The sequence below is a fragment of the Citrobacter sp. TBCS-14 genome (genome assembly GCF_005280805.1).
GTDB classification, from domain to species: Bacteria; Pseudomonadota; Gammaproteobacteria; order Enterobacterales; family Enterobacteriaceae; genus Citrobacter; species Citrobacter gillenii.
The window spans coordinates 279709-304211 of record NZ_SZWM01001345.1 but is presented as its reverse complement, the minus strand read 5'-3'; the positions used below and the strand labels follow the sequence as shown (position 1 = coordinate 304211).

General features: G+C 48.2%; 26 protein-coding genes. 13 read left to right on the top strand and 13 right to left on the bottom strand.

The features are described 5' to 3' along the window. Window positions 1–82: 82 nt before the first annotated feature. Both rph and pyrE read left to right on the top strand, forming a co-directional pair. Window positions 83–799: a ribonuclease PH gene (rph, locus tag FDX22_RS29200; RefSeq protein WP_115257161.1), complete on the top strand. Its 717-nt coding sequence runs from the start codon at window positions 83–85 to the stop codon at window positions 797–799. 65 nt (window positions 800–864) lie between these two features. Next, window positions 865–1506: an orotate phosphoribosyltransferase gene (gene pyrE, locus FDX22_RS29195; protein WP_115257162.1), complete on the top strand. Its 642-nt coding sequence runs from the start codon at window positions 865–867 to the stop codon at window positions 1504–1506. Between the two features lie 89 nt (window positions 1507–1595). On the opposite strand, the gene slmA is transcribed toward pyrE, so the two are convergent. The 3 genes from slmA to coaBC all read right to left on the bottom strand — a co-directional run bounded on the left by slmA (window position 1596) and on the right by coaBC (window position 3965). Continuing rightward, on the bottom strand, window positions 1596–2192 hold the full coding sequence (gene slmA / locus FDX22_RS29190) for a nucleoid occlusion factor SlmA (RefSeq protein ID WP_096759074.1): 597 nt from the start codon (window positions 2190–2192) through the stop codon (window positions 1596–1598). A gap of 116 nt (window positions 2193–2308) precedes the next feature. After that, entirely contained in the window at window positions 2309–2767 is a 459-nt protein-coding gene (gene dut / locus FDX22_RS29185) for a dUTP diphosphatase (RefSeq protein WP_186805491.1), read from the bottom strand. After that, window positions 2745–3965 carry a bifunctional phosphopantothenoylcysteine decarboxylase/phosphopantothenate--cysteine ligase CoaBC gene (gene coaBC, locus FDX22_RS29180; RefSeq protein WP_115259885.1) on the bottom strand — a complete coding sequence of 407 codons (1221 nt, stop codon included), beginning with the start codon at window positions 3963–3965 and terminating at the stop codon, window positions 2745–2747. Before coaBC ends, dut begins: the two co-directional genes overlap by 23 nt. 169 nt (window positions 3966–4134) lie before the next feature. Between coaBC and radC the strand changes: the two genes are divergently transcribed. The 4 genes from radC to mutM all read left to right on the top strand — a co-directional run bounded on the left by radC (window position 4135) and on the right by mutM (window position 6408). Next, window positions 4135–4800: a DNA repair protein RadC gene (radC, locus tag FDX22_RS29175; RefSeq protein WP_096759076.1), complete on the top strand. Its 666-nt coding sequence runs from the start codon at window positions 4135–4137 to the stop codon at window positions 4798–4800. 275 nt (window positions 4801–5075) lie between these two features. Then, window positions 5076–5312, top strand: a complete 237-nt coding sequence (rpmB, locus tag FDX22_RS29170) for a 50S ribosomal protein L28 (RefSeq protein ID WP_003024071.1) — start codon at window positions 5076–5078, stop codon at window positions 5310–5312. Window positions 5313–5332: 20 nt separating this feature from the next. After that, window positions 5333–5500: a 50S ribosomal protein L33 gene (gene rpmG, locus FDX22_RS29165; RefSeq protein ID WP_003024094.1), complete on the top strand. Its 168-nt coding sequence runs from the start codon at window positions 5333–5335 to the stop codon at window positions 5498–5500. A gap of 98 nt (window positions 5501–5598) precedes the next feature. Further along, on the top strand, window positions 5599–6408 hold the full coding sequence (gene mutM, locus FDX22_RS29160; RefSeq protein WP_115257164.1) for a bifunctional DNA-formamidopyrimidine glycosylase/DNA-(apurinic or apyrimidinic site) lyase: 810 nt from the start codon (window positions 5599–5601) through the stop codon (window positions 6406–6408). A gap of 14 nt (window positions 6409–6422) precedes the next feature. Here the strand turns inward: mutM and coaD are convergent, their stop codons facing one another. After that, complete coding sequence (gene coaD / locus FDX22_RS29155; RefSeq protein WP_115257165.1) at window positions 6423–6902, bottom strand: pantetheine-phosphate adenylyltransferase; 480 nt, start codon at window positions 6900–6902, stop codon at window positions 6423–6425. 8 nt (window positions 6903–6910) lie between these two features. After that, the gene (waaA, locus tag FDX22_RS29150; protein ID WP_115257166.1) at window positions 6911–8188 is read right to left on the bottom strand and encodes a lipid IV(A) 3-deoxy-D-manno-octulosonic acid transferase; all 1278 of its coding nucleotides are present in this window, start codon (window positions 8186–8188) and stop codon (window positions 6911–6913) included. Window positions 8189–8600: 412 nt separating this feature from the next. Here waaA and FDX22_RS29145 point away from each other — a divergent pair, with 412 nt between their 5' ends. The 4 genes from FDX22_RS29145 to FDX22_RS29130 are packed head-to-tail and all read left to right on the top strand — an operon-like array spanning window position 8601 to window position 12605. Beyond that, on the top strand, window positions 8601–9725 hold the full coding sequence (locus FDX22_RS29145; RefSeq protein WP_135911216.1) for a glycosyltransferase family 4 protein: 1125 nt from the start codon (window positions 8601–8603) through the stop codon (window positions 9723–9725). Next, window positions 9718–10515 carry a lipopolysaccharide core heptose(I) kinase RfaP gene (gene rfaP / locus FDX22_RS29140; RefSeq protein WP_146718167.1) on the top strand — a complete coding sequence of 266 codons (798 nt, stop codon included), beginning with the start codon at window positions 9718–9720 and terminating at the stop codon, window positions 10513–10515. Before FDX22_RS29145 ends, rfaP begins: the two co-directional genes overlap by 8 nt. 30 nt (window positions 10516–10545) lie before the next feature. Next, window positions 10546–11565 (top strand): glycosyltransferase, encoded by a 1020-nt coding sequence (locus FDX22_RS29135; protein ID WP_146718166.1) that lies wholly within the window; start codon window positions 10546–10548, stop codon window positions 11563–11565. A gap of 47 nt (window positions 11566–11612) precedes the next feature. Continuing rightward, window positions 11613–12605 (top strand): glycosyltransferase, encoded by a 993-nt coding sequence (locus tag FDX22_RS29130; protein ID WP_146718165.1) that lies wholly within the window; start codon window positions 11613–11615, stop codon window positions 12603–12605. Window positions 12606–12632: 27 nt separating this feature from the next. Here FDX22_RS29130 and FDX22_RS29125 read toward each other — a convergent pair whose 3' ends face one another. Genes FDX22_RS29125 through rfaD form a run of 7 tightly spaced genes read right to left on the bottom strand, consistent with a single transcriptional unit; the run spans window position 12633 to window position 19894 of the window. After that, window positions 12633–13577: a glycosyltransferase family 8 protein gene (locus tag FDX22_RS29125; RefSeq protein ID WP_146718164.1), complete on the bottom strand. Its 945-nt coding sequence runs from the start codon at window positions 13575–13577 to the stop codon at window positions 12633–12635. Then, on the bottom strand, window positions 13578–14633 hold the full coding sequence (rfaQ, locus tag FDX22_RS29120; RefSeq protein ID WP_146718163.1) for a lipopolysaccharide core heptosyltransferase RfaQ: 1056 nt from the start codon (window positions 14631–14633) through the stop codon (window positions 13578–13580). Between the two features lies 1 nt (window position 14634). After that, window positions 14635–15648, bottom strand: a complete 1014-nt coding sequence (locus FDX22_RS29115) for a glycosyltransferase family A protein (protein ID WP_146718162.1) — start codon at window positions 15646–15648, stop codon at window positions 14635–14637. Continuing rightward, complete coding sequence (locus FDX22_RS29110) at window positions 15641–16924, bottom strand: O-antigen ligase (protein WP_181624867.1); 1284 nt, start codon at window positions 16922–16924, stop codon at window positions 15641–15643. Before FDX22_RS29110 ends, FDX22_RS29115 begins: the two co-directional genes overlap by 8 nt. A gap of 16 nt (window positions 16925–16940) precedes the next feature. After that, entirely contained in the window at window positions 16941–17909 is a 969-nt protein-coding gene (gene rfaC / locus FDX22_RS29105) for a lipopolysaccharide heptosyltransferase RfaC (protein ID WP_146718161.1), read from the bottom strand. A gap of 3 nt (window positions 17910–17912) precedes the next feature. Then, window positions 17913–18959, bottom strand: a complete 1047-nt coding sequence (gene rfaF, locus FDX22_RS29100) for an ADP-heptose--LPS heptosyltransferase RfaF (protein WP_146718160.1) — start codon at window positions 18957–18959, stop codon at window positions 17913–17915. Between the two features lie 2 nt (window positions 18960–18961). Then, window positions 18962–19894, bottom strand: a complete 933-nt coding sequence (gene rfaD, locus FDX22_RS29095; protein WP_146718159.1) for an ADP-glyceromanno-heptose 6-epimerase — start codon at window positions 19892–19894, stop codon at window positions 18962–18964. A gap of 214 nt (window positions 19895–20108) precedes the next feature. Here rfaD and kbl point away from each other — a divergent pair, with 214 nt between their 5' ends. From kbl to FDX22_RS29080, 3 genes are all read left to right on the top strand, one after another. Then, window positions 20109–21305: a glycine C-acetyltransferase gene (gene kbl / locus FDX22_RS29090; protein ID WP_117342546.1), complete on the top strand. Its 1197-nt coding sequence runs from the start codon at window positions 20109–20111 to the stop codon at window positions 21303–21305. A gap of 9 nt (window positions 21306–21314) precedes the next feature. After that, window positions 21315–22340 (top strand): L-threonine 3-dehydrogenase, encoded by a 1026-nt coding sequence (gene tdh, locus FDX22_RS29085; RefSeq protein ID WP_137399933.1) that lies wholly within the window; start codon window positions 21315–21317, stop codon window positions 22338–22340. A 192-nt stretch (window positions 22341–22532) separates the two neighbouring features. After that, complete coding sequence (locus FDX22_RS29080; protein WP_135911224.1) at window positions 22533–23570, top strand: glycosyltransferase; 1038 nt, start codon at window positions 22533–22535, stop codon at window positions 23568–23570. On the opposite strand, the gene FDX22_RS29075 is transcribed toward FDX22_RS29080, so the two are convergent. Next, window positions 23571–24503 (bottom strand): divergent polysaccharide deacetylase family protein, encoded by a 933-nt coding sequence (locus tag FDX22_RS29075; protein ID WP_146718158.1) that lies wholly within the window; start codon window positions 24501–24503, stop codon window positions 23571–23573. It lies immediately after the preceding gene.

Sequence of the window (24503 nt, the reverse complement as noted above, 5' to 3'; positions counted from 1 at the left end):
TCCATGTCTTGTCAGGATAGGAATAACCGTCGGAACTCCGTATAATGCGCAGCCACATTCGTTTCAAGCCGGAGATTTTATCATGCGTCCAGCAGGTCGTAGTGCCAACCAGGTGCGTCCCGTCACCCTGACCCGTAATTATACAAAACACGCTGAAGGCTCCGTGCTGGTCGAATTTGGTGATACCAAAGTACTGTGCACCGCTTCGATTGATGAAGGCGTGCCGCGCTTTCTGAAGGGCCAGGGGCAAGGCTGGATCACCGCAGAATATGGCATGTTACCGCGTGCGACTCATACCCGTAACGCACGTGAAGCGGCGAAAGGTAAGCAGGGCGGCCGTACCATGGAAATTCAGCGTCTGATCGCGCGTGCGCTGCGCGCCGCCGTTGACCTGAAAACGCTTGGCGAATTCACCATCACCCTGGACTGCGACGTGATTCAGGCGGACGGCGGTACCCGTACTGCATCCATTACCGGTGCTTGTGTTGCGCTGGCTGATGCGCTGAACAAACTGGTTGCCAGCGGTAAGCTGAAAACCAACCCAATGAAAGGGATGGTTGCTGCGGTGTCCGTGGGTATTGTGAATGGCGAAGCGCTCTGCGATTTAGAGTACGTTGAAGACTCTGCGGCAGAAACCGACATGAACGTGGTGATGACCGAAGACGGTCGCATTATTGAAGTGCAGGGCACGGCGGAAGGCGAACCGTTCAGCCATGAAGAACTTCTCACCCTACTGGCACTGGCCCGAGGGGGAATTGAATCCATCATAACGACGCAGAAGGCGGCGTTAGAAAATTAATTTTAAAGGCGACTGATGAGTCGCCTTTTTTTTGTCTGTTATAAAGTGAGATGAGGAGCGAATCCATGAAACCGTATCAGCGCCAGTTTATTGAGTTTGCGCTTAGCAAGCAGGTACTAAAGTTCGGCGAGTTTACGCTGAAATCCGGGCGTAAGAGCCCCTATTTCTTCAACGCTGGACTGTTTAATACCGGGCGTGACCTGGCACTGTTAGGCCGTTTTTATGCCGAAGCGCTAGTGGATTCCGGTATTGATTTCGATTTGCTATTTGGCCCGGCGTACAAAGGTATTCCTATTGCCACAACGACCGCCGTTGCGCTGGCAGAACACCACGATAAAGATTTGCCGTACTGCTTTAACCGTAAAGAGGCGAAAACCCACGGCGAAGGCGGTAACCTGGTCGGCAGCGCATTGCAGGGCCGTGTGATGCTGGTGGATGATGTGATCACCGCCGGTACGGCGATTCGTGAGTCGATGGAGATAATCCAGGCGAATGGTGCGATGTTAGCTGGGGTTCTGATTTCTCTCGATCGTCAGGAACGGGGTCGTGGTGAGATTTCCGCTATCCAGGAGGTGGAGCGTGATTATGGGTGCAAGGTCATTTCAATCATTACCCTGAAAGACCTGATTGCGTATCTGGAAGAGAAGCCGGAGATGGCGGAACATCTGGCCGCAGTGCGGGCGTATCGCGAAACGTACGGCGTATAATCAGAACTGCCGGATGGCGCTACGCTTATCCGGCCTACGCACTTTCTGTAGACCCGGTAAGCGTAGTAGCGCCACCGGGCAATCAGCGATTACTGCAATTGTGCGACTATCAGCGGCCAGCGGATGTCAAAATCGTCCGTTGGACGGTATTTAAATTCGCTGCGCACAAAACGAGACAGCATACCTTCACAGAAAGCCAGTAACTGGCTGGCCAGCAGCGTTTCATCCATGGCGTAACCTTCACCTTCACGCATCCGTTTTTCTCGCAGAACCTGGCGCAGCTGGGCCTCGATGCGTTCAAACAACTGATTAATGCGGCCCTGCAGACGATCTTGCTCAAACATCAGTGCGTGACCGGTCAGAATACGCGTCAGGCCTGGGTTACGTTCACCGAACCCTAAAATCAGCAACACGATCAGACGCAGGCGTGCGCCGGTGTCTTTTTCATCTTTCAAAATCAGGTTGATACGGGTAATCAGACTATCTTCGATAAACTCAATCAGGCTATCGAACATGCGGGTCTTGCTGGGAAAATGGCGATACAATGCCGCTTCGGAAACGCCAACAGAGGCTGCCAGTTTTGCTGTCGTAATGCGTTGGCTTCCATCGCTGGATTCCAGCATCAGCGCCAGAGACTGAAGTATTTCTTCGCGACGATTCCTTTTCGCAGTTTGCTTTTCTACCATGTTACAAAATACCCCTGAAAATAAGCACTTGCCAGGCAGGCATCCACACAGCGACCGCAAACGACGGTTTGCGGTATGTTATTGCGTTATTACGCTGTGGGATACTTCTCTACGGGTTACTTGCGCCCGGAATGGCCGAAGCCGCCTTCGCCACGATCGGTGGCTTCAAATTCTTCCACCAGATTAAATTCAGCCTGCACGACCGGCACAAAGACCATCTGTGCAATACGCTCACCCGGCTCGATAGTGAAGCTGCCCTGGCCACGGTTCCAGACAGATACCATCAGTTGGCCCTGATAATCGGAGTCAATCAAGCCGACCAGGTTGCCGAGGACGATACCGTGCTTATGGCCCAACCCGGAGCGTGGAAGCATTACCGCCGCCAGCGAAGGGTCGGCGATATGAATGGCTAACCCGGTTGGCACCAGCGTCGTCGCGCCCGGAGCCAGTTCTACGGCGTCATCAAGACAGGCGCGCAGGTCAAGTCCGGCAGAGCCAGAGGTGGCGTACGTCGGGAGCGGAAATTGTTGCCCTACGCGTGGGTCCAGAATCTTAACGTCGATTTTTTTCATCATAACGGGTCACGATCTCGTCGAGTAATAATTGGCCCAGGAGTTCTTTACGCTCAAGCGGTAAGACTTTATCTCCATCCTGCCAGAAAAGGTGTAATGCGTTGCTGTCGCTGTTAAATCCTTGAGTAGATAGTGAAACATCGTTTGCACAAATCACATCAAGGTTTTTGCGGATACGTTTTTGCCGGGCATATTCTTCCACATTATTTGTTTCGGCGGCAAACCCAACGACAAAAGGACGATTAGCATTGAGTGCGGCAACCCCGGCGATAATATCCGGGTTTTTGACCATTTTTACTGTGAATTCATCACCCTGCGTCGCCTGCTTTTTGATTTTTTCATGGGCTACGGTTTCTGCGCGATAATCAGCGACGGCGGCACAGCCGATAAAAATATGCTGTTGCTGTACGACTGATTGCACGGCAGCTTCCATTTCGAGCGCCGTAACGACATCAATACGCTGCACCAAAGGCGGCGTGGCTAATGACACGGGACCTGACACCAGCGTGACATTAGCGCCGCGCTTTGCTGCCGCAGCGGCGATGGCGAAACCCATCTTTCCGGAACTGTGGTTAGAAATGTAGCGCACCGGATCAAGCGGCTCGCGTGTTGGGCCAGCCGTAATCATGATGTTGAGATGTTGCAGGGAATTGACAGGTGAAAAATGTTCCGCCGCCATATCCACAATGGTTAACGGATCCAGCATACGGCCAGGGCCAACATCGCCACAGGCCTGGCTGCCGCTGTCGGGTCCCCAGATGAGCAAGCCACGTGACGCGAGAACGCCGAGATTGTGCTGTGTTGCGGCGGCTCGGTACATCTGCTGGTTCATGGCCGGTAAGACGGCAACAGGCGCAGGCGTTGCCAGGCAGATCGTTGACACCAGATCGTTGGCCATGCCAGCGGCAACGCGCGCAATCAAATCAGCCGTGGCGGGGGCCAGGATAACTAAATCGGCCCATTTCCCGAGTTCAATATGACCCATCGCAGCTTCTGCTGCGGGGTCAAGCAAGCTGTCGGAAACGGGGTAGCCCGAAACCGCCTGTAAGCTCAGGGGCGTAATAAACGCTTTTGCCGCCTCGGTCATTGCCACGCGGACGTCTGCGCCACGTTCCCGTAAACGGCGTACCAGCTCGGGGGTTTTGTATGCAGCAATACCGCCACTGACACCAATTACGATTTTTTTACCGGCCAGGCTCATCATGATCTTTCCTGTTGGATTTCACCAGAAGGCGGATATTTTATCACAATCCTCAATGCGACGTGCTTTTGCCGGGAAGCACTTTGCGAGGCGTCACGAAGAAGTGAAAACAGGACGTCGCTTCATGGCGGGTGTTATGTAACCATTCGCGGGCTAAGGGAGGAGAAGCATGGAAGAGATGGAATGTTCGATGCCCCGGGAAAAAATGATGGCTCTGGGGGTTGATTCGCTGACGGATGTTGAGCTATTGGCTCTTTTTTTACGTACCGGTTCGCGAGGGAAAGATGTCCTGACGCTGGCAAAAGAGATACTGCAAAATTTTGGTTCTCTGTATGGTCTGTTATCGGCCGATTACATGGATTTCAGCCAGGTTCAGGGTATTGGCGTGGCGAAGTATGCCCAGCTAAAAGGTATTGCCGAATTGGCAAAGCGTTACTACAACGTGCGCGTGATGGAAGAACGTTCGCTACTGAGTCCCGAAATGGCGCGTGAGTTTCTGCAAAGCCAGTTCTCGCAAGAGGAACGAGAGATCTTTCTGGTGATCTTTCTTGATGCTCAGCATCGCGTGATTAAACACAGCACACTTTTTTCTGGCACGCTCAGCCATGTCGAGGTACATCCGCGAGAAATTGTCCGTGAGGCGATAAAAATGAATGCGTCGGCGCTGATCCTTGCGCATAATCACCCTTCGGGGTGTGCAGAGCCGAGTAAAGCAGATAAACTTATCACCGAGCGTGTTGTGAAATGCTGTCAGTTCATGGATGTCCGGGTGCTTGATCATCTAGTAATTGGGCGCGGAGAGTACGTTTCTTTTGCGGAACGCGGTTGGATTTAACGCACTTTACGCGATCCATCGGGATCTTTGTCTGTTCGGGACTTGAGCACATCGCTGACTCAGCGTATACTACGCCACCTTTGAGAATCTCGGGTTTGGCATTTGGGCCTGGCAATCGAGAGTTCGCAAATATACGAAATCATTCATTCGGTATCCAACGTTGATGCAGTATGAAAGATTGAGTGTATTGAACTGCGATAACCGGGCTGAGAAGCCTGACGAGGCGCCAATACCCCATACGAAGCTCGAGCTAATTTGATTTTTGGAGAATAGACATGTCCCGAGTCTGCCAAGTTACTGGCAAGCGTCCGGTGACCGGTAACAACCGTTCCCACGCACTGAACGCGACTAAACGCCGTTTCCTGCCTAACCTGCACTCTCACCGTTTTTGGGTTGAGAGCGAGAAGCGTTTTGTCACCCTGCGTGTATCTGCTAAAGGTATGCGTGTTATTGATAAGAAAGGCATCGAAACAGTTCTGTCTGAACTGCGTGCCCGTGGCGAAAAGTACTAAGTACTAAGAGGAAATAAATCATGGCTAAAGGTATTCGTGAGAAAATCAAGCTGGTTTCTTCTGCTGGTACTGGTCACTTCTACACCACCACGAAGAACAAGCGTACTAAGCCGGAAAAACTGGAACTGAAAAAATTCGATCCAGTTGTCCGTCAGCACGTTTTATACAAAGAAGCGAAAATCAAATAATTTTCACTTTGATGTAAAGAAAAACCCTGCCTCGGCGGGGTTTTTTGTTTTCTGGTCGTCCCCATATTAATGAGACCTGATACACCGCCGGAGATGCTATGCCTGAATTACCTGAAGTCGAAACCAGTCGCCGTGGTATTGAGCCGCATCTCGTTGGGGCAACGATTCTGCACGCCATTGTGCGTAATGGGCGTCTGCGTTGGCCGGTATCAGAAGAAATCTATCGTCTTAGTGATAAGCCTGTGCTTAGCGTACAACGTCGTGCGAAGTATCTGCTTTTAGAGCTAGCGGATGGCTGGATTATCATTCATCTGGGCATGTCAGGCAGTTTACGTATTCTTCCTGAAGAACGCCCGGCAGAAAAACACGACCATGTGGATTTGGTGATGAGCAATGGCAAAGTCCTACGCTATACCGATCCCCGGCGGTTTGGGGCGTGGCTATGGACCAAAGAACTGGCGGGACACAATGTTCTCGCGCATCTTGGCCCGGAGCCGCTGAGCGATGATTTCAACGCCAGTTATCTCCAGCAGAAATGCGCGAAGAAGAAAACGGCGATTAAACCCTGGCTGATGGACAACAAGTTAGTGGTGGGGGTTGGCAACATCTATGCCAGCGAGTCGCTGTTTGCGGCTGGTATCCATCCTGACCGCCTGGCATCGTCGCTGTCGGTATCTGAGTGTGAGCTGTTGGTGCGCGTTATCAAGGCGGTTTTGCTTCGCTCTATCGAGCAAGGGGGAACGACGCTGAAGGATTTTCTGCAAAGTGACGGCAAGCCGGGCTATTTTGCCCAGGAGTTGCAAGTCTATGGGCGAGAAGGTGAGCCTTGCCGTGCATGCGGCGCGCCGATCGTTGCGACAAAACATGCACAGCGAACGACATTCTACTGCCGTCGCTGCCAGAAATAGCGTAGATAACGCCTTTACTTCAGCTTGACCATTAACGCCTGGTGCACGTTCGCCGGTAAAAAGTGGGTCACGTCCCCCTGATGGCGGGCGACTTCTTTAACCAGCGATGATGAGATAAATGACCATTCTTTGGAAGGCATCAAAAAGACGCTTTCCAGCTGCGGCATCAGGTGGCGATTCATGTGCGCCAACTGCATTTCATACTCAAAATCTGCCACGGCACGCAGCCCACGAATCAGAACATTTGCCTGTTTATCGCGGGCGAAGTTTGCCATTAAGTCGCTAAACCCCAGTACTTCGACATTGTCGAGATGCGCCGTTGCCTGCTGTGCCAGCTCAACACGCTCTTCCAGAGTAAACATCGGTTTTTTACTGGGACTTGCGGCAATCGCCAGAATCACGTGATCGAACATGCTTGTTGCACGCGTCACGATATCGATATGGCCGTTAGTAATGGGATCGAAGGTTCCTGGATAAATTGCCCGTTTTTGCATGACAACCCTCAGTGCGTTTTGGGTGGCAGGTAAGGTTCCAGCAGCTGCAGCAGACGCTGTAGCGCGCCCTGGTTTTGATACAGAACTTCAACTGCATGACGACCATAGAAATTACGATAATCTGCATCGGTCAGCAACGACGAGATCTCTTTCACCAACGTGGTGGTATCGGTGACGGTGATCAATCCACTTGCCTGCTCAAGTCGGGCGCAAATATCTTTAAAATTAAAGGTATGTGGTCCCATCAGTACGGGAATCGCATGCGCTGCAGCTTCTAATGGGTTATGACCCCCACGTTCAACCAGTGAGCCGCCGACGAACGCCAGGTCGGCAATGCCGTACAGCAGCATCAGTTCGCCCATCGTATCGCCAATAACCACCTGAGTACCTGAAGACGGGACTTCTCCCGAGGACCGTGTGGTATAGCTTAGCCCAGCCTGGCGTACGAGGTTAATGGCATCCGGAAAACGTTCCGGGTGTCGTGGAACCAGAATCAGTAACAGATTCGGGAACTGATTTAATAATGCCTGATGCGCGGCGACGATAATGCTTTCTTCACCATCGTGTGTGCTGGTAGCAATCCATACCGGGCGATGTGGTGCCCACTGGCGACGTAACGTGATCGCTTTAGCGGCCAACTGCGGGGTGACGGAAATATCAAATTTTAGACTGCCGGTGACGGTCACCTGATTGCTCTTTGCACCAAGCGTAATAAAGCGTGCACCATCTTCTTCATTTTGTGCGGCAATCAACGTAATACGACGTAGTAATCTGCCAACAAATTTACCCAGTTTCGCGTAGCCTGCGGCCGAGCGGGCGGAAAGTCGGGCATTAGCAATGACCAGAGGAATATGACGTTTGTGGAGTGCCGCGATCAGATTTGGCCACAACTCGGTTTCCATGATTAACACCAGTTTGGGGTCAACTTTGTTCAGGAAACGGTTGAGTGCATCGGGTAAATCGTAAGGTAAATAGACGTGTTGAACGTCAGTACCAAATGCAGACTGGACGCGCTCTGAGCCGGTTGGTGTCATGGTGGTAACCGTGATCGGCAGGTCCGGATAACGATGTCGCAGGGCGCGGACTAATGGGATCGCCGCCAGTGTTTCGCCCACGGACACAGAATGCAGCATGATGCCGCCTGGCTTTAGCGGACGACGATAAAACCCGTAGCGTTCACCCCAGCGTTTACGGTAGGCCGGAGCCTTACGACCGCGCACCCAAAGCCGTATCCAGATCAAGGGCTGAATAAGGTAGAAAAGGGCGGTGTAAAGCAATTCGAGCATAATAGTGGCTAACCTAGGGATGTGCTGGGGATTCTATGTATTTAACTGTGGCTTTACCATCATTTTTATCCAGGTTGTACCAAAACGCTTGTGTTGACAAGGCATTGTTATGCCTGGCGGTCGTTTCAAAAAACACCTGCTTCCAATATTAGGGCTTAACTTCTCGTGCGATACGACTTTTACGATGAAATTGAATTTATATTATGTATCTGTTTTTTATATTAAATTTAATTTTTTTGTTCAAAAAACATTCAGTTCGGATTGAGTGATAATCAATGATATACTATTGCGCAATTTCTGGTAGTTTGCGGCCGAAGCATGTGGAGTAATCTTTGGGTAGCGCAAGTAAGGATTACAGTCCCCTTATGTATCTGGCTTGGTATGCCTGGCGACACGATGCGGATATTAATGCATGATCATTGCTTTTTGTTTGTACAAGTATTTTCCTTATGGTGGATTGCAGCGTGATTTTCTGCGGGTTGCGCAGACGGTTGCTGCACGGGGACATCATGTTCAGGTCTTTACCCAACAATGGCAGGGGGAGCGCCCTGAAGGCTTGGAAATTATACTCGTTCCAGTTACATCCAGAACAAATCATGGGAAAAATGAGCAATATCATCAATGGGTTCAACAGTATTTTAGCCAACATCCTGTTGATCGTGTTGTTGGTTTTAATAAAATGCCTGGGCTGGATGTGTATTATGCAGCCGATGTCTGTTATGCCGAAAAAGTTGCCCGTGAAAAAGGTTTTTTTTACAAGCTGACGCGGCGTTATCGCCATTATGCCTCGTTTGAAAAGGCGGTATTTCAGCAAGGTTCTCATACCACATTACTGATGTTAACCAACAAACAAATTGGCGATTTTAAACGTCATTATCATACCGAGAATCCACGTTTTCGTATTTTACCACCGGGTATTTACCCTGACCGAAAGTACAGCCAGCAGCCTGAAAACAGTAGACAGATTGTCAGGGAAAAAAATGATATTGGTCTCGATCAGTTCTTCCTTCTGCAGGTAGGTTCAGATTTCAAGCGTAAAGGTGTGCTGCGTACATTGCAGGCTCTGGCGTCTTTGCCTGAACCTCTACGCCAGCGTACGCGGTTGATGGTCGTCGGTCAGGATAAAGCAGATCGTTACCGTGCTCAGGCTCGCCAATTGGGTATTGAAAAACAAGTACAGTTTTTCTCGGGGCGGGATGATATCTCCGAATTGATGTCTGCTGCGGATTTGTTACTGCATCCTGCTGTTCAGGAAGCTGCTGGGATTGTCTTATTAGAGGCAGTCGTTGCAGGGTTGCCGGTGTTAACCACGGAGGTATGCGGGTATGCTGACTATATCAATGCTGCCCAATGTGGCGTGGTTATTCCCGAACCGTTTGAGCAGAACAACTTGAATTCAGCACTTTTCGATGCGTTGCAAAACAATGAGCAAAGAAGTCGCTGGGCCGGCAATGCACGGCATTTTGCTGATACAGAAGATCTCTATAGTCTGGCTGACAGGGCTGCAGACATCATTTTAGGCATTGAGAATGATTGAATTAAAAGAACCCTTTGCCACGCAGTGGCAGGGAAAAGATCCGTTTACAGAAGTCGCTAAACTGGATGGTGAGGTTTTTCGTGCGTTGGAAACGCGACGTACTCTACGTTTTGAGATGATGGGGAAAGGATATTTTCTTAAATATCATCATGGAACCACGCTCAAAGAAGTGGTGAAAAACCTGATTTCGTTACGTATGCCAGTGCTGGGGGCCGATCGAGAGTGGTTAGCTATTCATCGTTTGCAAGCGTTGAATGTTGATACCATGACCGGTGTGGCGTTTGGACAGAAAGGACTGAATCCATTAGAGCGTACGTCATTTATTATCACTGAAGATCTCTCTCCTGCTATCAGCCTCGAAGATTTTTGCGCTAGTTGGAGTGTTGAACGCCCTAATTTTGTATTAAAACGGACCATTATCACCCGCGTGGCAGAAATGGTGGGTAAAATGCATCGTGGTGGGGTGAACCATCGTGACTGTTATATCTGTCACTTTTTGCTTCAACAACCTATGCCCTCAAAAATTGAGGATATTAAACTATCGGTGATCGATCTGCATCGTGCGCAAATACGCCAACATGTACCTCGCCGTTGGCGCAATAAAGATTTGATTGGGCTCTATTTCTCATCACTTGAAATCGGGCTGACATCAAGAGATATCTATCGATTTTTACGTGTTTACTTTGCCATGCCGCTACGTGAAATTTTCCGTCAGGAAGTTAAGTTGTTTGAAAAAGCCGTTACGAAAGCGCAAAAAATCAGACAGAGAACAATAAGAAAAGCGCTCTAAAGTACATATTAATTTTGAGGCCATTGCACTATGAACATCGATTTTCAGCAAGTAATTATTCAAAAGCATTTGATTGACAGTTCTACGCACGAAAAGAACAAAAAACTAAATATTGCGTATGGTGTTGATCGTAATTTTTTATTTGGTTCTGGCATCTCGATGACCTCAGTGCTGGTAAATAACCCTGATATTGATATCCACTTCTATATAGCAACAGACTATGTCGATGATGACTATCTGGAAAGTGTAAAACGACTGACGCAGATGTACAGTACTACGGTGACGGTTCTGGTTTTCGATAATACTGCATTTCGAAAATTACCGAGCACTAAAGCCTGGACCTATGCAATGTATTATCGCTACTTTGCATTTGAGTATTTAAGCACTGAACTTAGTTCAGTGCTGTACCTTGATGCCGATGTGGTTTGCAAAGGTTCTTTGCGAGAACTTACTGAAATTAATTTTTGTGGGGAATATGCCGCTGTAATCAATGATATTGATGAAGTGCGTATTAAATCCGGTACCAGACTTGGTATTCCTGAGTTGAGTAATGGATATTTTAATTCTGGCGTGGTGTTTGCCAACTTGGTCGTCTGGCGAGAGCAACAACTACTAACTAAAGCCTTTTCTATTTTAGAAAAGCGCCAAAAGGAGCTTCTTTATTTTGATCAAGATGTTCTTAATATATTATTTGTCGGTAATGTGATTTTCCTGAGAAGAGACTTTAACTGTATTTATGGTGTTGATCAGGAACTGAAAAATAAGAATGATGAGATTTACAAAAATTATATCACTGATGATACAGTGTTAATTCATTATGTCGGCGTAACAAAACCATGGCATATATGGGCTAAATATCCAGTAGCTAAATTTTTTATTGAAGCATATCAGAAATCCGCATGGGCGGAAAAATCTTTATTGAATGCAAATACGGCGAAGTTATATAAACGTAAATCGAGGCATGAAAAAGTGCAGCGAAAATATATTCGATCGGTACTTAGCCATGTTATGTATATAAAGAGTAAAATACAAAGCTCTAAAATACACTGATATTAAAATTAGCAACTTGTGATAGTAAAACTAAATGGGTGTAGCGAATGAAATTTGATTGTCATCAGTCTATAAAGAAAATACTTGATTTTAATCAAGTGCCGACCGAACAAAATGCACAACTCAACATTGCTTGGGGAGTGGATAAGAATTTTATGTTTGGTGCTGCGATCTCGATGACATCAGTACTGTTACATAATAAAGGGTTAAATATACATTTTCACCTTTTTACCGATTATTTGGATGAAGACTATCAGCAAAGAATTGCAAAGTTAGCAGAGCGATATTCTGCGAATATCTCGATTTATGTCATGGATTCTGATGGCCTAAAAATATTACCGAGCGGTCATGCCTGGTCGCATGCAATGTATTTTAGATTCATAGCTTTTGAGTATCTTGGTGAAAAGATAGATTCGATTTTATACATTGATGCTGATGTTATGTGTAAAGGTTCACTCCTTGAATTGACTCAAATTAATATTAGTAATCATGTTGCCGCTGTAGTGAAAGATGTTGATGACAGTCCTGCCAGAGATATCGAGAAAAACAGTGAGTATTTTAATTCAGGCGTTATTTATGCAAATCTAAGAAAGTGGAAAGAGCAGGATTTTATTAATGCAGCGTTTGATATCCTCTTAGATAAGAGCAAGAAACTTTCTTTCCCTGATCAAGATGTTCTAAATATTATTTTTTTGGATAAAGTGATATTTTTACCGAGAAAATTCAATGCTATTTATGGTATTAAACAAGAATTAAAGAGTAAGAATTTGTCACTGTATAAAGAATATATTACGCAAGATACCATTCTTATTCATTATGTTGGTGTCACAAAACCATGGAATTCCTGGGCTAACTACCCTTCTGCAGTGTACTTTGTTGAGGCATGGAAAGCCTCCCCTTGGGCGGATGTTCCCTTGCTGCCAGCCAGAACGCCAAAACAGTATAAAAAGAAATCACGGCATGAAAGGCTACAAGGAAAATATTTCGCTTCAATAATTAGCTATATCGGCTATTTACGTGCAAAGTTACAAAGTAAGTAAAAAAACTCCCGAAAGGGAGTTTTTTATTTAGCGCAGTTTTGTCTTGAGATATTTCATATACCATTTGATCGAAGCGCAGTAATTTCCCCTTTTGGCTTCCTGACGCGAGTAAACCCGATAATCAGTAGGCCTCATTCGCGGGGCATAAGAGCGCATTTCTGTGTTCTGCCATGGTGTGAAATGATGGTAGAAAAGATACAGCTGCTGTGAAAGCCCTGTGTGTTCTTTATACCATGGCTTTCTTCCACCGGTGAAATGGATAATGCGTGGCAGGTTATCTTTTTGATAGAAGAAGCTATCTTTCTGTTGATCGTTAAACCAGTTAAACAAAAAATTCCATCGATTATCAATAAATTTGACGTTGCCATCCATTGCAATATTTAGAGCATCTTGATCAAAGTAAGGTAGATATTTTCCCTGTTCAAATAGTACAGTATTTGCTTTGTTTTCGATGTCGAATTTAATCCAATTCGCGATATTAATATACAAAAAACCGGCATTGAAGTAATGACCTGTACTGAGACCTAGGCGTTTGGCATTTTTTGTATCATGGATATCGAGCGAGTCGTGGCTGGCTGCGCAAATGACGTTACTGATATCAATACTGTTAATATCATTGAGTTTATCAAAACACAGAGTGTCGGCATCTAAATAGATAAAGTGCTCAACTTTATCTTTCAGTAAGCGCGGAACGGCAAGGCGCATATAAGTTGAACGGTTCAGGTGTTTGATTGCAAAGTCATTGTTATATTTTTCAATCTCTTCTTTATCAATATTGATAACCTGAATTTTATCACTGGTGGAGCGTAGCTTATCAATCTCTTCATCAGTGACGTCATAGACAAAAACGAAAAATGACAGGTCTTGTCCTGGGTTGTTCATTATGACGGACATAATGGACACTGCTACATATTCCAGATAGTTGGCATCTGTACAGTAAGCAATATTAATAACGTTATTTTTGTTGTCCATTTATGCTTTCTCATTGCCTTTATTATTGCCACTATCATGAAGTACCATATCGATAGCGTCAATCACAGCTTGTTCTGGTACCCATGTTAAATATTTTTTTGACCTGTCGAGTTCATCTCTGGAAGGCATTGGATGGTAATCGCCAGCCCAAATCAACACGGCTTTATCTGACCATGGTCTCCATTGCTGATAATTGGTAGCGCCAAACAGGCAGACCTGTGGTGTTCCTAACGCTGCCGCCATATGCATAGGCGCAGAATCGACCCCGATGTAAAGAACTGCATGGTCGATCAACGCAGCCAATTGCAGGAAGGTTGTTTTACCTGCCAGTGTCAGGTCAGGTGACGATTGACACTGTTCAGCAATACGCTGGACTTGCTGTTGCTCACTAAACGCTGGCCCACAGGTAAGGTAAACATGCAGGCCACGCTGATGCAGATAGTCAATCACATGGGCAAATTTATCATCATCCCAACATTTAAATTCTTGTCTGGCAGTAGGTTGAATAACGACATATTCTTGTGAAGGGAGTGCCGGAAGTTGGGAAACCAAATATTGGTAATCATCCTGGCGATAGTGCAGTGACATCTCTTTTTTCAGATCTGCTTCGCTAAACCCAATACCCTTTAGAATGGATAGATTTTGTTCAACTATGTGCGTACCGGTCAGCGGTGTAACACGTGAAAAAAGGTTGTTCCATTGTTTCTTATCACGTTTAAATGCAATTGAGGGGCGACGTAAGGAGGCAACAAGAGCGCCAATCGGCCATTGCTCGGTAAGGTTAACGATTAGGTCGTAGTGATTTTTTTTGAGCTGTTGACGCACTGAAAGATAATTTTTTACTGTATCTAAAATGCCTTTCTTTTTCTCAATGAGATAAAAATCATTGATACTATCATTTGCTGCCAAAATTGATTTTGTATCCTTATAAAGAAGCAGGTCGATTTTAGCATAAGGATAACGAGCCTGAATGCTGGCAATGACAGGTGTTGTTAACAGAACATCACCATAAAATTTTAGCTTGCAAATAAGAACGCGGTCGATTTTATCAAACATGTTAAAATCCCTTTCGAAACAATAAATTTTTGCAAGCGGACAGCATTTTATATCTAATTTCAGAAATTGAGCGATCGATATGAGGATATTTCATCTTAAGGATAATTTTGTTCTTAACGATTTTCTTATCGCAACACGCAAGCGCATTCTGAATGTCATTTAACATACTTTCATTATAACGATAGTAGCCTTTCTTTTTACGTAAAAGTTTGCGGCCTTCCAGAAAACAATTGATGATCATTAAAGTGGCGACGGTACGTTTCTCGTTATTTTCATTTACATAGTTATACATTTTTCGCATAGCAAAGAAGATACTGTCCGCATCGCTATCAATAATATTTTCGGTAATGCTTTTTTCATTTACCCGATAGTAATATAGTTTATTCTCAATCTTTAATATGCAATGACACTTAAAGTATTGAAAGGGGCAGAAAATCATGTCTTCATATCGACGATTTTCTTCGAATCGATCGTTGCCAATGACGTCGCGGTGAAAAATTTTTGTCATGAGATGCCATTGCCCGGCTCGAAAAGTTGGCAATAGGGGGGCGTAGTTATCACCGGCCAAAATGATTTCGTGTTGGGCTAAAGCATGCTTTGTACCAGATTTATTCTGATACAGATTGTTGATATCCCTGGTTAAGTTGAATTCCACGATATCATATTTTTCCTCTTTCAGTTTAGGGAGGAGAATAGTGAAGTAATCCTTACAGATAATATCATCGCTGTCGATAAAACCAATATACTTTCCCGTTGCATGGGCAAGCCCAACGTTACGAGTGATTGCAACGCCTTGATTTTTTTGGTTTATATATTTAACGTTGTCGCAACTATGCTCACGATAAAATGCCTTGATGCGCTCTTCCGTTAAATCTGTTGAGCCATCATTAACAATTATTACTTCCACTTCGTCAGTAATGCTCTGATGGATAGACCCCAGCGTAGCTGTGATGAAATCAGCATTGTTGTATGTAGGTATAATAATGCTCAACAAATAACCTGAAGTGTTAATCATGGCATCGTTCCCTCGTTGGATCTGGCACCAGCATTGCTACTACACATAATGCTAATATGCTGCTCAAGGCTTCACCTTTGGCATATAATAATAAATCACTCAAGCCATAGATAGCTATAGCACCTGAGATAACGAATAGCAGGGTACTACGTTGCCAGTAAGCCCTTAAGAACATGGCAGTATAGAGCAAGAGTAGCACAATCACCCCAAGGATGCCCTTCAGCGAAAAGGTATCAACGATTTCGTTATGCAGATGGACGTTAAGGAACTCAAGCGCCCCTTGCAGAGAGGTATCTTGCACAGTAAGACGCTGAATTTCTGCACCACGTTGTTCAAGTGACTGCCCCCAGAGATGTACTTTCCCTGCCTCAATACCTGCTCGTTGCATTGCAAGTCGCGCGCCAATAGAGGTATTACTATTGTTCTGGCTGTAGGAATGCAAATCGACCATCATGTTCTGGTAACGATTTTCAATAATTGATTTAAGCGGAATTGACGCTACCCCTACCAGTATCACGAAGCCCAATAATGCTTTGAACAACATGATACGGTTGTGACGATGGTGCATGAGAAACAGGCTGATACTCAGGATCGGGTATACCAAAATAGCCGCCCGAGTTTGCGTGGTAATAATAACCGCCAGCGATATTAAGAAATGTAACAGATACAGTGAAACGGTATGTTTTATACGCAGGTTGATAATGGCCTGAGATGCCAATAAGCCAATCAATGTCAGCGCATAAGCGGTACCAGTCTGGTGCTCAAAGCCGAGAGCAACACGATAATCCAAAGGATTAGGGGCACCGGCTAGCTGGTAGCCTGCAAAAAGATACAGGCCAATTGCCGTAACAATAACCCAGATGCTGGTGACACGGGTTTTGGTTTCGCTGGGTGCTCGCGAGGTTAACGCGGTGAGAACCAGTGCGGCAAAGATCATGACTTTACCCCCGTTCTGATACGAACGGTAGGCGCCGGTAAAGGCAGATCCGGGTTGCTTAAAGATGTCCACCCAGATAATTTGCACTAAGCCAAAAAGCAACAGCATAAAAGGCAAGATCAGATTTTTTTTGTTGCCGAGCACATACTTTATATTTTTGCCAATCAACGGCAGAGACAGGGCCGCACAGGCAATAAATACCTTCAGTGCCTCATCGGGATTGACCAGCACCATCGCAAGGGTGACAAGGATCCCCGTGTAAAATAGCTGATATAGAAAATTAAATGGGTTGTTTTTTGTATTATCGATAAAGCGAGAAAACATGTTTTGGCAAAGCATGGTTCATCTCTTAAAGTTAAAGCAAATTAATATCAAGCAATGATGCGTTGATGCTGCTGGCATCGAGATCCTGTAAATTACCGGATTGACTCTGCTGTGCGTATTGATTCTTCCCATACCCACCAATCAGCCCAGGGTCTGTTGGGCCATACAGGGTAATGTTCGGGCGATCCAGCGCTGCGGTTAAATGGCTGAGCCCTGTATCCACCGACACGACAAACTTTGCCCCCGCTAACACACTTGCGATCTCTTCCAGACTCATCCGCGGCAGGACATCGACGTAGTTAAAACCATCAGCCAGCCTTTTGGCGCGCGCTTCTTCATGAGGGGCACCCCAGGGCAGCTTAATGCGTATTCCGGCGTTATGTAACTGGCCAATCAGCTCCCGCCAGTTGGCTTCCGGCCAATGTTTATCATCACGGGTTGTCGCGTGTAAAAATACCGCATATTGGCCTGCATCAGCATTAAGATTGTTCAAGAAATGCTGCGCGATAGCATAATCGCCCTGCGACTGTGGTTTGGTATACCCCAGACTTTTCGCAAACAGTTCCCGCGTACGTTCAACGGCATGCTGCTGCCTGGCAATATGATGCTTACAGTTATAAAACAGGCTTGCCAGTGGCTCGCGTGCCGTGCTCCAGTCCATGCCATGCTTGATGCCGCGCCCCAGACGCGTAACCAGAGCGGCACTTTTAACCAGACCTTGGGCATCGATTATCGCGTCATACTGCTGTAAACGCACCGCATCGCGAAACGCTTTACGTTCGGCTTTAATCGGTGCTGAAAACCAGGCTTTACGCCAGCGGCGAATCGCCACGGGGATCACCCGGTCAACGGCTGAATGCCAGGATGGGATTTGCGCGAACCCTTCTTCAACCACCCAGTCAAACTGAATATCTGGAATTGCCCGCTGCGCATCGGTTAGCGCAGGCAATGTATGCAGTACATCGCCCATCGACGATGTTTTAACGATCAGAACCCGCATCCGTCAGGCTTCCTCTTGTAACAACAGGTCGTTCAGTTCTTCCAGAACGCGCTGAGGAGTGATGTCAATCAGGCTCTGATGATACCCTTGTGCCGCATCGCCCTTACGCACTTTGTGATAACCCGTTATCAGGCGGATCACACGTGCTTTATGGGAAAGAGGTGGAGTAAAGTCCGGGCTGCTAGGGCCGTACAGAGCGACCAGCGGACGGTTCAGCGCGGCGGCTACGTGCATTAATCCTGAGTCATTGGTGACTACCGCTTTACAGGCGGCGAGAAGAATAACGGCCTGCTCGAGCTGCGTTTCACCCGCCAGATTACGGCACCATGCCTGCTGTTCGGTGTTGAGTGTCGCCAGAATTTCATTACCGGCTTCATGATCTTTGGCTGAGCCAAACAGTACAACTTGATGACCTTCGTCGATCAGCTGTTTTGCCAGTTCCGCATAGTGATAATGCGGCCAGCGTTTGGCCGGACCAAATTCTGCCCCAGGACAAAAACCGATGATCGGGCGTTCAGCAGAGAGAGAGAACTGGCTACAGGTCAGTGATTTTTCACCTTCGCTGACTTGCAGCTGCGGCCATAACAGCGGCTGCGGTAAATCTTTCGCTGAAAGCATTACGCCTTTATCGTAGGCCAGCGCTACATAGCGCTCGACCATCAGCGGCCAGGCTTCTTTATCCAGCACGCGTGCATCATTGAGCAGCCCGTAGCGCATCTCACCGCGCCATCCGGTACGATGGGGAATGCCCGCAAAGAACGGCACCAGTGCTGACTTAAATGAGTTCGGCAGCACGAAGGCACGATCGTAGCGTTTTTCACGCAGACTGTGGCCGAGTTTACGCCGTTCACCGATCTCCAGCGCACCGTGTCCTAGCGGCATGGCAATCGCGTCGTTGACTTCAGGCATGCGCGACAGCAGCGGACGACACCATGCCGGTGCCATCACGTCGATTATCGCCTGGGGATAGCGCGCCTTGAGCGTGCGATAGAGACTTTGCGACATCATCATGTCGCCAACCCAGGACGGGCCTATCACCAAAATTTTCATACTTACGCGTCGCGGTTCAGCCAGGCCATATATTCCGTTACGCCTTCGGCCACGGTCTTAAACGGCTTGTCGTAGCCTGCTGCGCGCAGGTTAGTCAGATCCGCCTGAGTAAACGCCTGGTAGCGGCCTTTCAGTTTTTCCGGGAACGGAATGTACTCAATGCTGCCTTTTTTATGGTAAGCCAGCGTAGCATCCGCCACGGCCTGGAATGATTCCGCGCGGCCGGTACCGAGGTTAAAGATACCGGATACACCGTTTTCCAGGAACCACAGGTTAACTGCGGCAACATCGCCGACATAGACGAAATCACGTTTGAAGTTTTCGCTGCCTTCAAACAGTTTTGGCGTTTCGCCATTGTTGAGTTGGGTATTGAGATGGAAAGCCACGCTTGCCATGCTGCCTTTATGGCCTTCACGCGGTCCGTAGACGTTGAAATAGCGGAAGCCGACAATCTGCGAATCCGCTTCTGGCAGGATCTGACGAACATACTCGTCGAACAGGAACTTTGAGTAGCCGTAAACGTTCAGCGGTTTTTCATATTCACGGGATTCGATGAAGTCAGAAGTACGCCCGCCGTAAGTGGCTGCAGAAGAGGCGTACAGGAACGGAATTTCGCGTTCCAGGCAGTAGTGCAGCAGCTCTTTGGAGTATTGATAGTTATTGTCCATCATATACTTGCCATCCCACTCGGTGGTGGAAGAGCATGCGCCTTCGTGGAAAATTGCTTCGATATCGCCGAATTCTTCACCGGCCATAATCTGGATCAGGAAGTCTTCCTTATCCATGTAGTTAGCAATATTCAGATCCACCAGGTTAACAAACTTGGTGCCGTCTTTCAGGTTGTCCACCACCAGGATATCAGTGATGCCTTTATCATTCAGTGATTTAACGATGTTGCTGCCGATAAAGCCCGCGCCGCCGGTAACGATGATCATAAATGTAACCTTCGAATTATGGAGTCAGAGACAATCTCAGACACGAATACTTCTATCATATCACTACATGGCCCTGGCTTCAGCCATTCACCGATAAGCCGTGCGGGTACACGTGATTTATGCTTCATTTTGAAGAAGTGATGACGCGTCATCTCGTATCAATGTATAGCTTTGGGTAATATGTGCTGAAATTTGCCCAGTCTGGAGAATTGCAATGCGTGGGAATTTTTACAAGCAGTTAACGAACGACCTGGAAACCGCACGTGCGGAAGGGCTGTTTAAAGAAGAACGCATTATTACGTCTGCGCAGCAGGCGGATATCACGGTAGCTGATGGAAGCCACGTGATTAACTTTTGTGCGAACAACTATCTGGGACTGGCTAACCACCCGGAACTGATTGCAGCGGCAAAAGCGGGTATGGATTCTCACGGGTTTGGCATGGCTTCGGTGCGCTTTATCTGCGGCACCCAGGACAGCCACAAGCAGCTGGAGCAAAAACTGGCGGCGTTCCTCGGTATGGAAGATGCCATTCTTTATTCTTCCTGCTTTGATGCCAACGGCGGCCTGTTCGAAACGCTGCTGGGCGCAGAAGATGCGATTATCTCCGATGCCCTGAACCACGCCTCTATCATCGACGGCGTTCGTCTGTGTAAAGCGAAGCGTTTCCGTTACGCCAATAATGATATGCAGGAACTGGAAGCGCGCCTGAAAGAAGCGCGTGAATCTGGGGCGCGTCACGTGCTGATTGCTACCGACGGTGTGTTCTCGATGGACGGCGTGATTGCCAACCTGAAAGGTGTCTGCGACCTTGCGGATAAGTACGATGCACTGGTGATGGTTGATGATTCCCACGCGGTGGGTTTTGTCGGCGAAAACGGCCGCGGTTCCCATGAATACTGCGAAGTGATGGGGCGTGTCGACATCATTACCGGTACGCTGGGTAAAGCACTGGGCGGCGCGTCCGGTGGTTATACCGCAGCGCGTAAAGAAGTCGTGGAGTGGCTACGTCAGCGTTCCCGTCCGTACCTGTTCTCCAACTCACTGGCTCCGGCGATTGTGGCGGCGTCCATTAAGGTGCTGGAAATGGTTGAGTCCGGCCATGACCTGCGCGATCGCCTGTGGGCAAACGCTCGTCAGTTCCGTGAGCAAATGTCCGCCGCTGGCTTTACGTTAGCCGGTGCCGATCACGCGATTATTCCGGTGATGTTGGGTGATGCAGTCGTTGCACAACAGTTCTCCCGTGAACTGCAAAAAGAAGGTATTTACGTTACCGGCTTCTTCTATCCGGTGGTTCCGAAAGGCCAGGCGCGTATCCGTACCCAGATGTCTGCGGCGCATACCCCTGAGCAGATTACGCGTGCTGTTGACGCGTTCACACGCATTGGTAAACAACTGGGCGTTATTGCCTGAGGATGTGAAATGAAAGCGTTATCCAAACTGAAAGCGGAAGAAGGCATTTGGATGACCGACGTTCCTGAACCGGAAGTCGGTCATAACGATTTGCTGATTAAAATCCGTAAAACAGCCATCTGCGGGACTGACGTTCACATTTATAACTGGGATGAATGGTCGCAAAAAACCATCCCGGTTCCAATGGTTGTTGGGCATGAGTATGTCGGCGAAGTAGTCGGCATCGGCCAGGAAGTGAAAGGTTTTAAAATTGGCGATCGCGTGTCGGGTGAAGGCCACATTACTTGCGGACATTGCCGTAACTGCCGTGGTGGGCGTACTCACCTGTGCCGCAATACGACCGGTGTCGGTGTAAACCGTCCGGGTTGTTTTGCTGAGTACCTGGTGATCCCGGCGTTTAACGCGTTCAAGATCCCGGATAACATCTCCGATGATTTAGCCTCAATCTTCGATCCGTTCGGCAATGCGGTTCACACGGCACTGTCGTTCGATTTGGTCGGAGAAGATGTGCTGGTTTCCGGTGCAGGTCCTATCGGTATTATGGCGGCAGCCGTCGCGAAGCACGTTGGTGCACGCCACGTTGTCATTACGGATGTGAATGAGTATCGCCTTGAGCTGGCACGAAAAATGGGTATTACTCGCGCGGTAAACGTAGCGAAAGAGAACCTGACTGATGTCATGGCCGAGCTGGGTATGACCGAAGGGTTTGATGTGGGTCTGGAGATGTCCGGTGCGCCGCCAGCGTTCCGCACCATGCTGGACACCATGAACCACGGCGGTCGCATCGCCATGCTGGGTATTCCGCCGTCAGACATGTCCGTCGACTGGACGAAGGTTATCTTTAAAGGGCTGTTTATTAAAGGTATCTACGGTCGCGAAATGTTTGAAACCTGGTACAAAATGGCTGCACTTATCCAGTCTGGTCTGGATTTGTCGCCAATCATCACCCATCGGTTCTCCATCGATGAGTTCCAGCAGGGCTTTGACGCGATGCGTTCAGGTCAGTCAGGGAAAGTGATCCTGAGCTGGGATTAACCGTTTCTGATTAATGGGTTCTGTGTGCTGTCCCCGGATATTTATGTTCATTAAATACCCGGGGATTTTTTTCTGGCGCGATCCCGCTTGTCTGGCGCATTTTAGGTCAAAGATAAGAATAACTTTCTCTGATCTTCTGCCGCGTAATATGCTAAAAATTGCCGTTAATTACATTGTTTGGCAGGATTTTATATGACCTATACTCCAGGCCTATTGAGCGTCATTATGCCGCTTTACAATACGGGTGAACCGTTCATTGCGTGTATGGATTCGCTGATCGCGCAAACCTGGAAAAATCTGGAGATCATCATCGTAAATGATGGCTCTACGGATAACTCGGCAGAGCTTGCTCAGGCCTATGCGGATCGTTATCCACACGTCCATTTGCTGCACCAGCGCAACGGGGGCGTCTCGGCAGCGCGAAATACCGGTATGGCGGTAGCAAAGGGCGAGTATATCGCTTACGTCGATGGTGACGACATTGCCTATCCGGAAATGTATGAAACGCTGATGAATATGGCGCTGCAGGACAATCTGGACGTTGCCCAGTGTAACGCCGACTGGTGTATTGCGGAAACGGGTCATACCTGGGCATCTATTCCCACCGATCGTATTCGTTCTACCGGCGTCATGACCGGGCCGGACTGGCTGCGCAAAGCACTTGCCAGTCGTCGCTGGCGGCATGTGGTCTGGATGGGGGTTTACCGTCATCAAACCATCCGCGACGCTGGGCTAACCTTTCTTTCCGGTCTGCACCACCAGGATATTATTTGGACGACGGAGTTTATGTTTAACGCCAAACGCGCGCGTTACACGGAGGTTCCGCTGTATAAATATTTCCTGCACGGCGCGTCCGTCAGTCGCCTGCCGCGTACCGGAGAGAAGAACCTGGCCTATCAGCGCCACTACATCAAAATTACCCGCCTGCTGGATAAGATGAATCATGATTACGCCGGGCGTATTCCGATTTACCCTGAATTCAAACAGCAGGTGATTTACGAAGCGCTACGCGTATGCCATTGCATCCGCAAAGAGCCAGACGAAAAGATTCGCCAGCGCATGATTGCCGAGGTGTTTGTATCGGGTATGTTCAAGCGAATGGTGAGCAATATTTGCAGCGTTAAGCTGGGTTATCAGGTGCTGTTATGGGCCATCCGGTTTAGCAAGTGGCGCGATAAATCACTGACGCCACGCCGTCTGGCCCATGTCACGCTGGGTCTGAAAGACTGATTACGACCAGCCCTGCCACTGCAGGCGCATATATTGTACCAGCGTGCTTTGGGTGATGCTCTCACCGAGCACGCTAAAGAATCGGCTGGCGTAAACGGGTTCTAACGGTTGCTTCGGTTTGCACAGTTTCACCCCGCGGAAAGGATTACGCGGCGCATCAGGCGTGCTGTTTTTCGGCGGCGTCAGATTTGGCGTAGAGGTATCTACCTGTGGTTCATTGAGCAGGCTGCTTGGGCGAACCAGCGTAATGTCGGCGGGCAGGTTATAAACCATTTGCTGCAATACGCGTACCGTCGAAGGATGAGGGTGCCCAATCGCGATAGCAGAACCGTTGCGGCGTGCCAGTTCGACCGCGCGGTTAAACTGGCGGCGAATGTCCGCTTCGTTTTGCGTGTCGTCGAGGAAGACTTTGCGTTTGATCACTTTCACGCCCGTTCCTCCTGCCGCACGCATGGACTGGCTGTTACCGATGGTCATACTGTCCAGGAAATAAAGATCGTACCGTTCCAGTGCCTGCATCACTTTCTGCATGCCAAACAGGCTGGAGGTCATCGCGCTGCCCATATGGTTGTTAAGCCCGACGGCATACGGCACTTTGCTGACCGCATCGCGAATAATCCGCTCAATCTCGTCGCTGCTCATCTCCGGGCGCAGGGTATCTTTCTCAAGCGGCTGTTTGCTGAGAGGCGCCATCGGCAGATGGATTAAGACTTCATGTCCGCTGTTATGCGCTTTGGTCGCCATCTCCCGTGCATGTGGTGCATTGGGCAGAACGGCAACGGAGATCGCAGAAGGCATCGCTAGCACCTGATTCTCGTTGTGCGGACGATAACCGAAATCGTCAATCACGATGGCAAGCTTACCGGCAAAAACAGAGGGAGCGAATGCCAGCAGGCTGGCGAGTGAGAATATTATGCGGCGAAACTGAGGCAA

Excerpts from the sequence above, each read along its gene's own strand:
- rph (WP_115257161.1), top strand. The coding sequence starts at position 83 with ATGCGTCCAGCAGGTCGTAGTGCCAACCAGGTGCGTCCCGTCACCCTG.
- pyrE (WP_115257162.1), top strand. The coding sequence starts at position 865 with ATGAAACCGTATCAGCGCCAGTTTATTGAGTTTGCGCTTAGCAAGCAG.
- slmA (WP_096759074.1), bottom strand. The coding sequence starts at position 2,192 with ATGGTAGAAAAGCAAACTGCGAAAAGGAATCGTCGCGAAGAAATACTT.
- dut (WP_186805491.1), bottom strand. The coding sequence starts at position 2,767 with ATGATGAAAAAAATCGACGTTAAGATTCTGGACCCACGCGTAGGGCAA.
- coaBC (WP_115259885.1), bottom strand. The coding sequence starts at position 3,965 with ATGAGCCTGGCCGGTAAAAAAATCGTAATTGGTGTCAGTGGCGGTATT.
- radC (WP_096759076.1), top strand. The coding sequence starts at position 4,135 with ATGGAAGAGATGGAATGTTCGATGCCCCGGGAAAAAATGATGGCTCTG.
- rpmB (WP_003024071.1), top strand. The coding sequence starts at position 5,076 with ATGTCCCGAGTCTGCCAAGTTACTGGCAAGCGTCCGGTGACCGGTAAC.
- rpmG (WP_003024094.1), top strand. The coding sequence starts at position 5,333 with ATGGCTAAAGGTATTCGTGAGAAAATCAAGCTGGTTTCTTCTGCTGGT.
- mutM (WP_115257164.1), top strand. The coding sequence starts at position 5,599 with ATGCCTGAATTACCTGAAGTCGAAACCAGTCGCCGTGGTATTGAGCCG.
- coaD (WP_115257165.1), bottom strand. The coding sequence starts at position 6,902 with ATGCAAAAACGGGCAATTTATCCAGGAACCTTCGATCCCATTACTAAC.
- waaA (WP_115257166.1), bottom strand. The coding sequence starts at position 8,188 with ATGCTCGAATTGCTTTACACCGCCCTTTTCTACCTTATTCAGCCCTTG.
- FDX22_RS29145 (WP_135911216.1), top strand. The coding sequence starts at position 8,601 with ATGATCATTGCTTTTTGTTTGTACAAGTATTTTCCTTATGGTGGATTG.
- rfaP (WP_146718167.1), top strand. The coding sequence starts at position 9,718 with ATGATTGAATTAAAAGAACCCTTTGCCACGCAGTGGCAGGGAAAAGAT.
- FDX22_RS29135 (WP_146718166.1), top strand. The coding sequence starts at position 10,546 with ATGAACATCGATTTTCAGCAAGTAATTATTCAAAAGCATTTGATTGAC.
- FDX22_RS29130 (WP_146718165.1), top strand. The coding sequence starts at position 11,613 with ATGAAATTTGATTGTCATCAGTCTATAAAGAAAATACTTGATTTTAAT.
- FDX22_RS29125 (WP_146718164.1), bottom strand. The coding sequence starts at position 13,577 with ATGGACAACAAAAATAACGTTATTAATATTGCTTACTGTACAGATGCC.
- rfaQ (WP_146718163.1), bottom strand. The coding sequence starts at position 14,633 with ATGTTTGATAAAATCGACCGCGTTCTTATTTGCAAGCTAAAATTTTAT.
- FDX22_RS29115 (WP_146718162.1), bottom strand. The coding sequence starts at position 15,648 with ATGATTAACACTTCAGGTTATTTGTTGAGCATTATTATACCTACATAC.
- FDX22_RS29110 (WP_181624867.1), bottom strand. The coding sequence starts at position 16,924 with ATGCTTTGCCAAAACATGTTTTCTCGCTTTATCGATAATACAAAAAAC.
- rfaC (WP_146718161.1), bottom strand. The coding sequence starts at position 17,909 with ATGCGGGTTCTGATCGTTAAAACATCGTCGATGGGCGATGTACTGCAT.
- rfaF (WP_146718160.1), bottom strand. The coding sequence starts at position 18,959 with ATGAAAATTTTGGTGATAGGCCCGTCCTGGGTTGGCGACATGATGATG.
- rfaD (WP_146718159.1), bottom strand. The coding sequence starts at position 19,894 with ATGATCATCGTTACCGGCGGCGCGGGCTTTATCGGCAGCAACATCGTT.
- kbl (WP_117342546.1), top strand. The coding sequence starts at position 20,109 with ATGCGTGGGAATTTTTACAAGCAGTTAACGAACGACCTGGAAACCGCA.
- tdh (WP_137399933.1), top strand. The coding sequence starts at position 21,315 with ATGAAAGCGTTATCCAAACTGAAAGCGGAAGAAGGCATTTGGATGACC.
- FDX22_RS29080 (WP_135911224.1), top strand. The coding sequence starts at position 22,533 with ATGACCTATACTCCAGGCCTATTGAGCGTCATTATGCCGCTTTACAAT.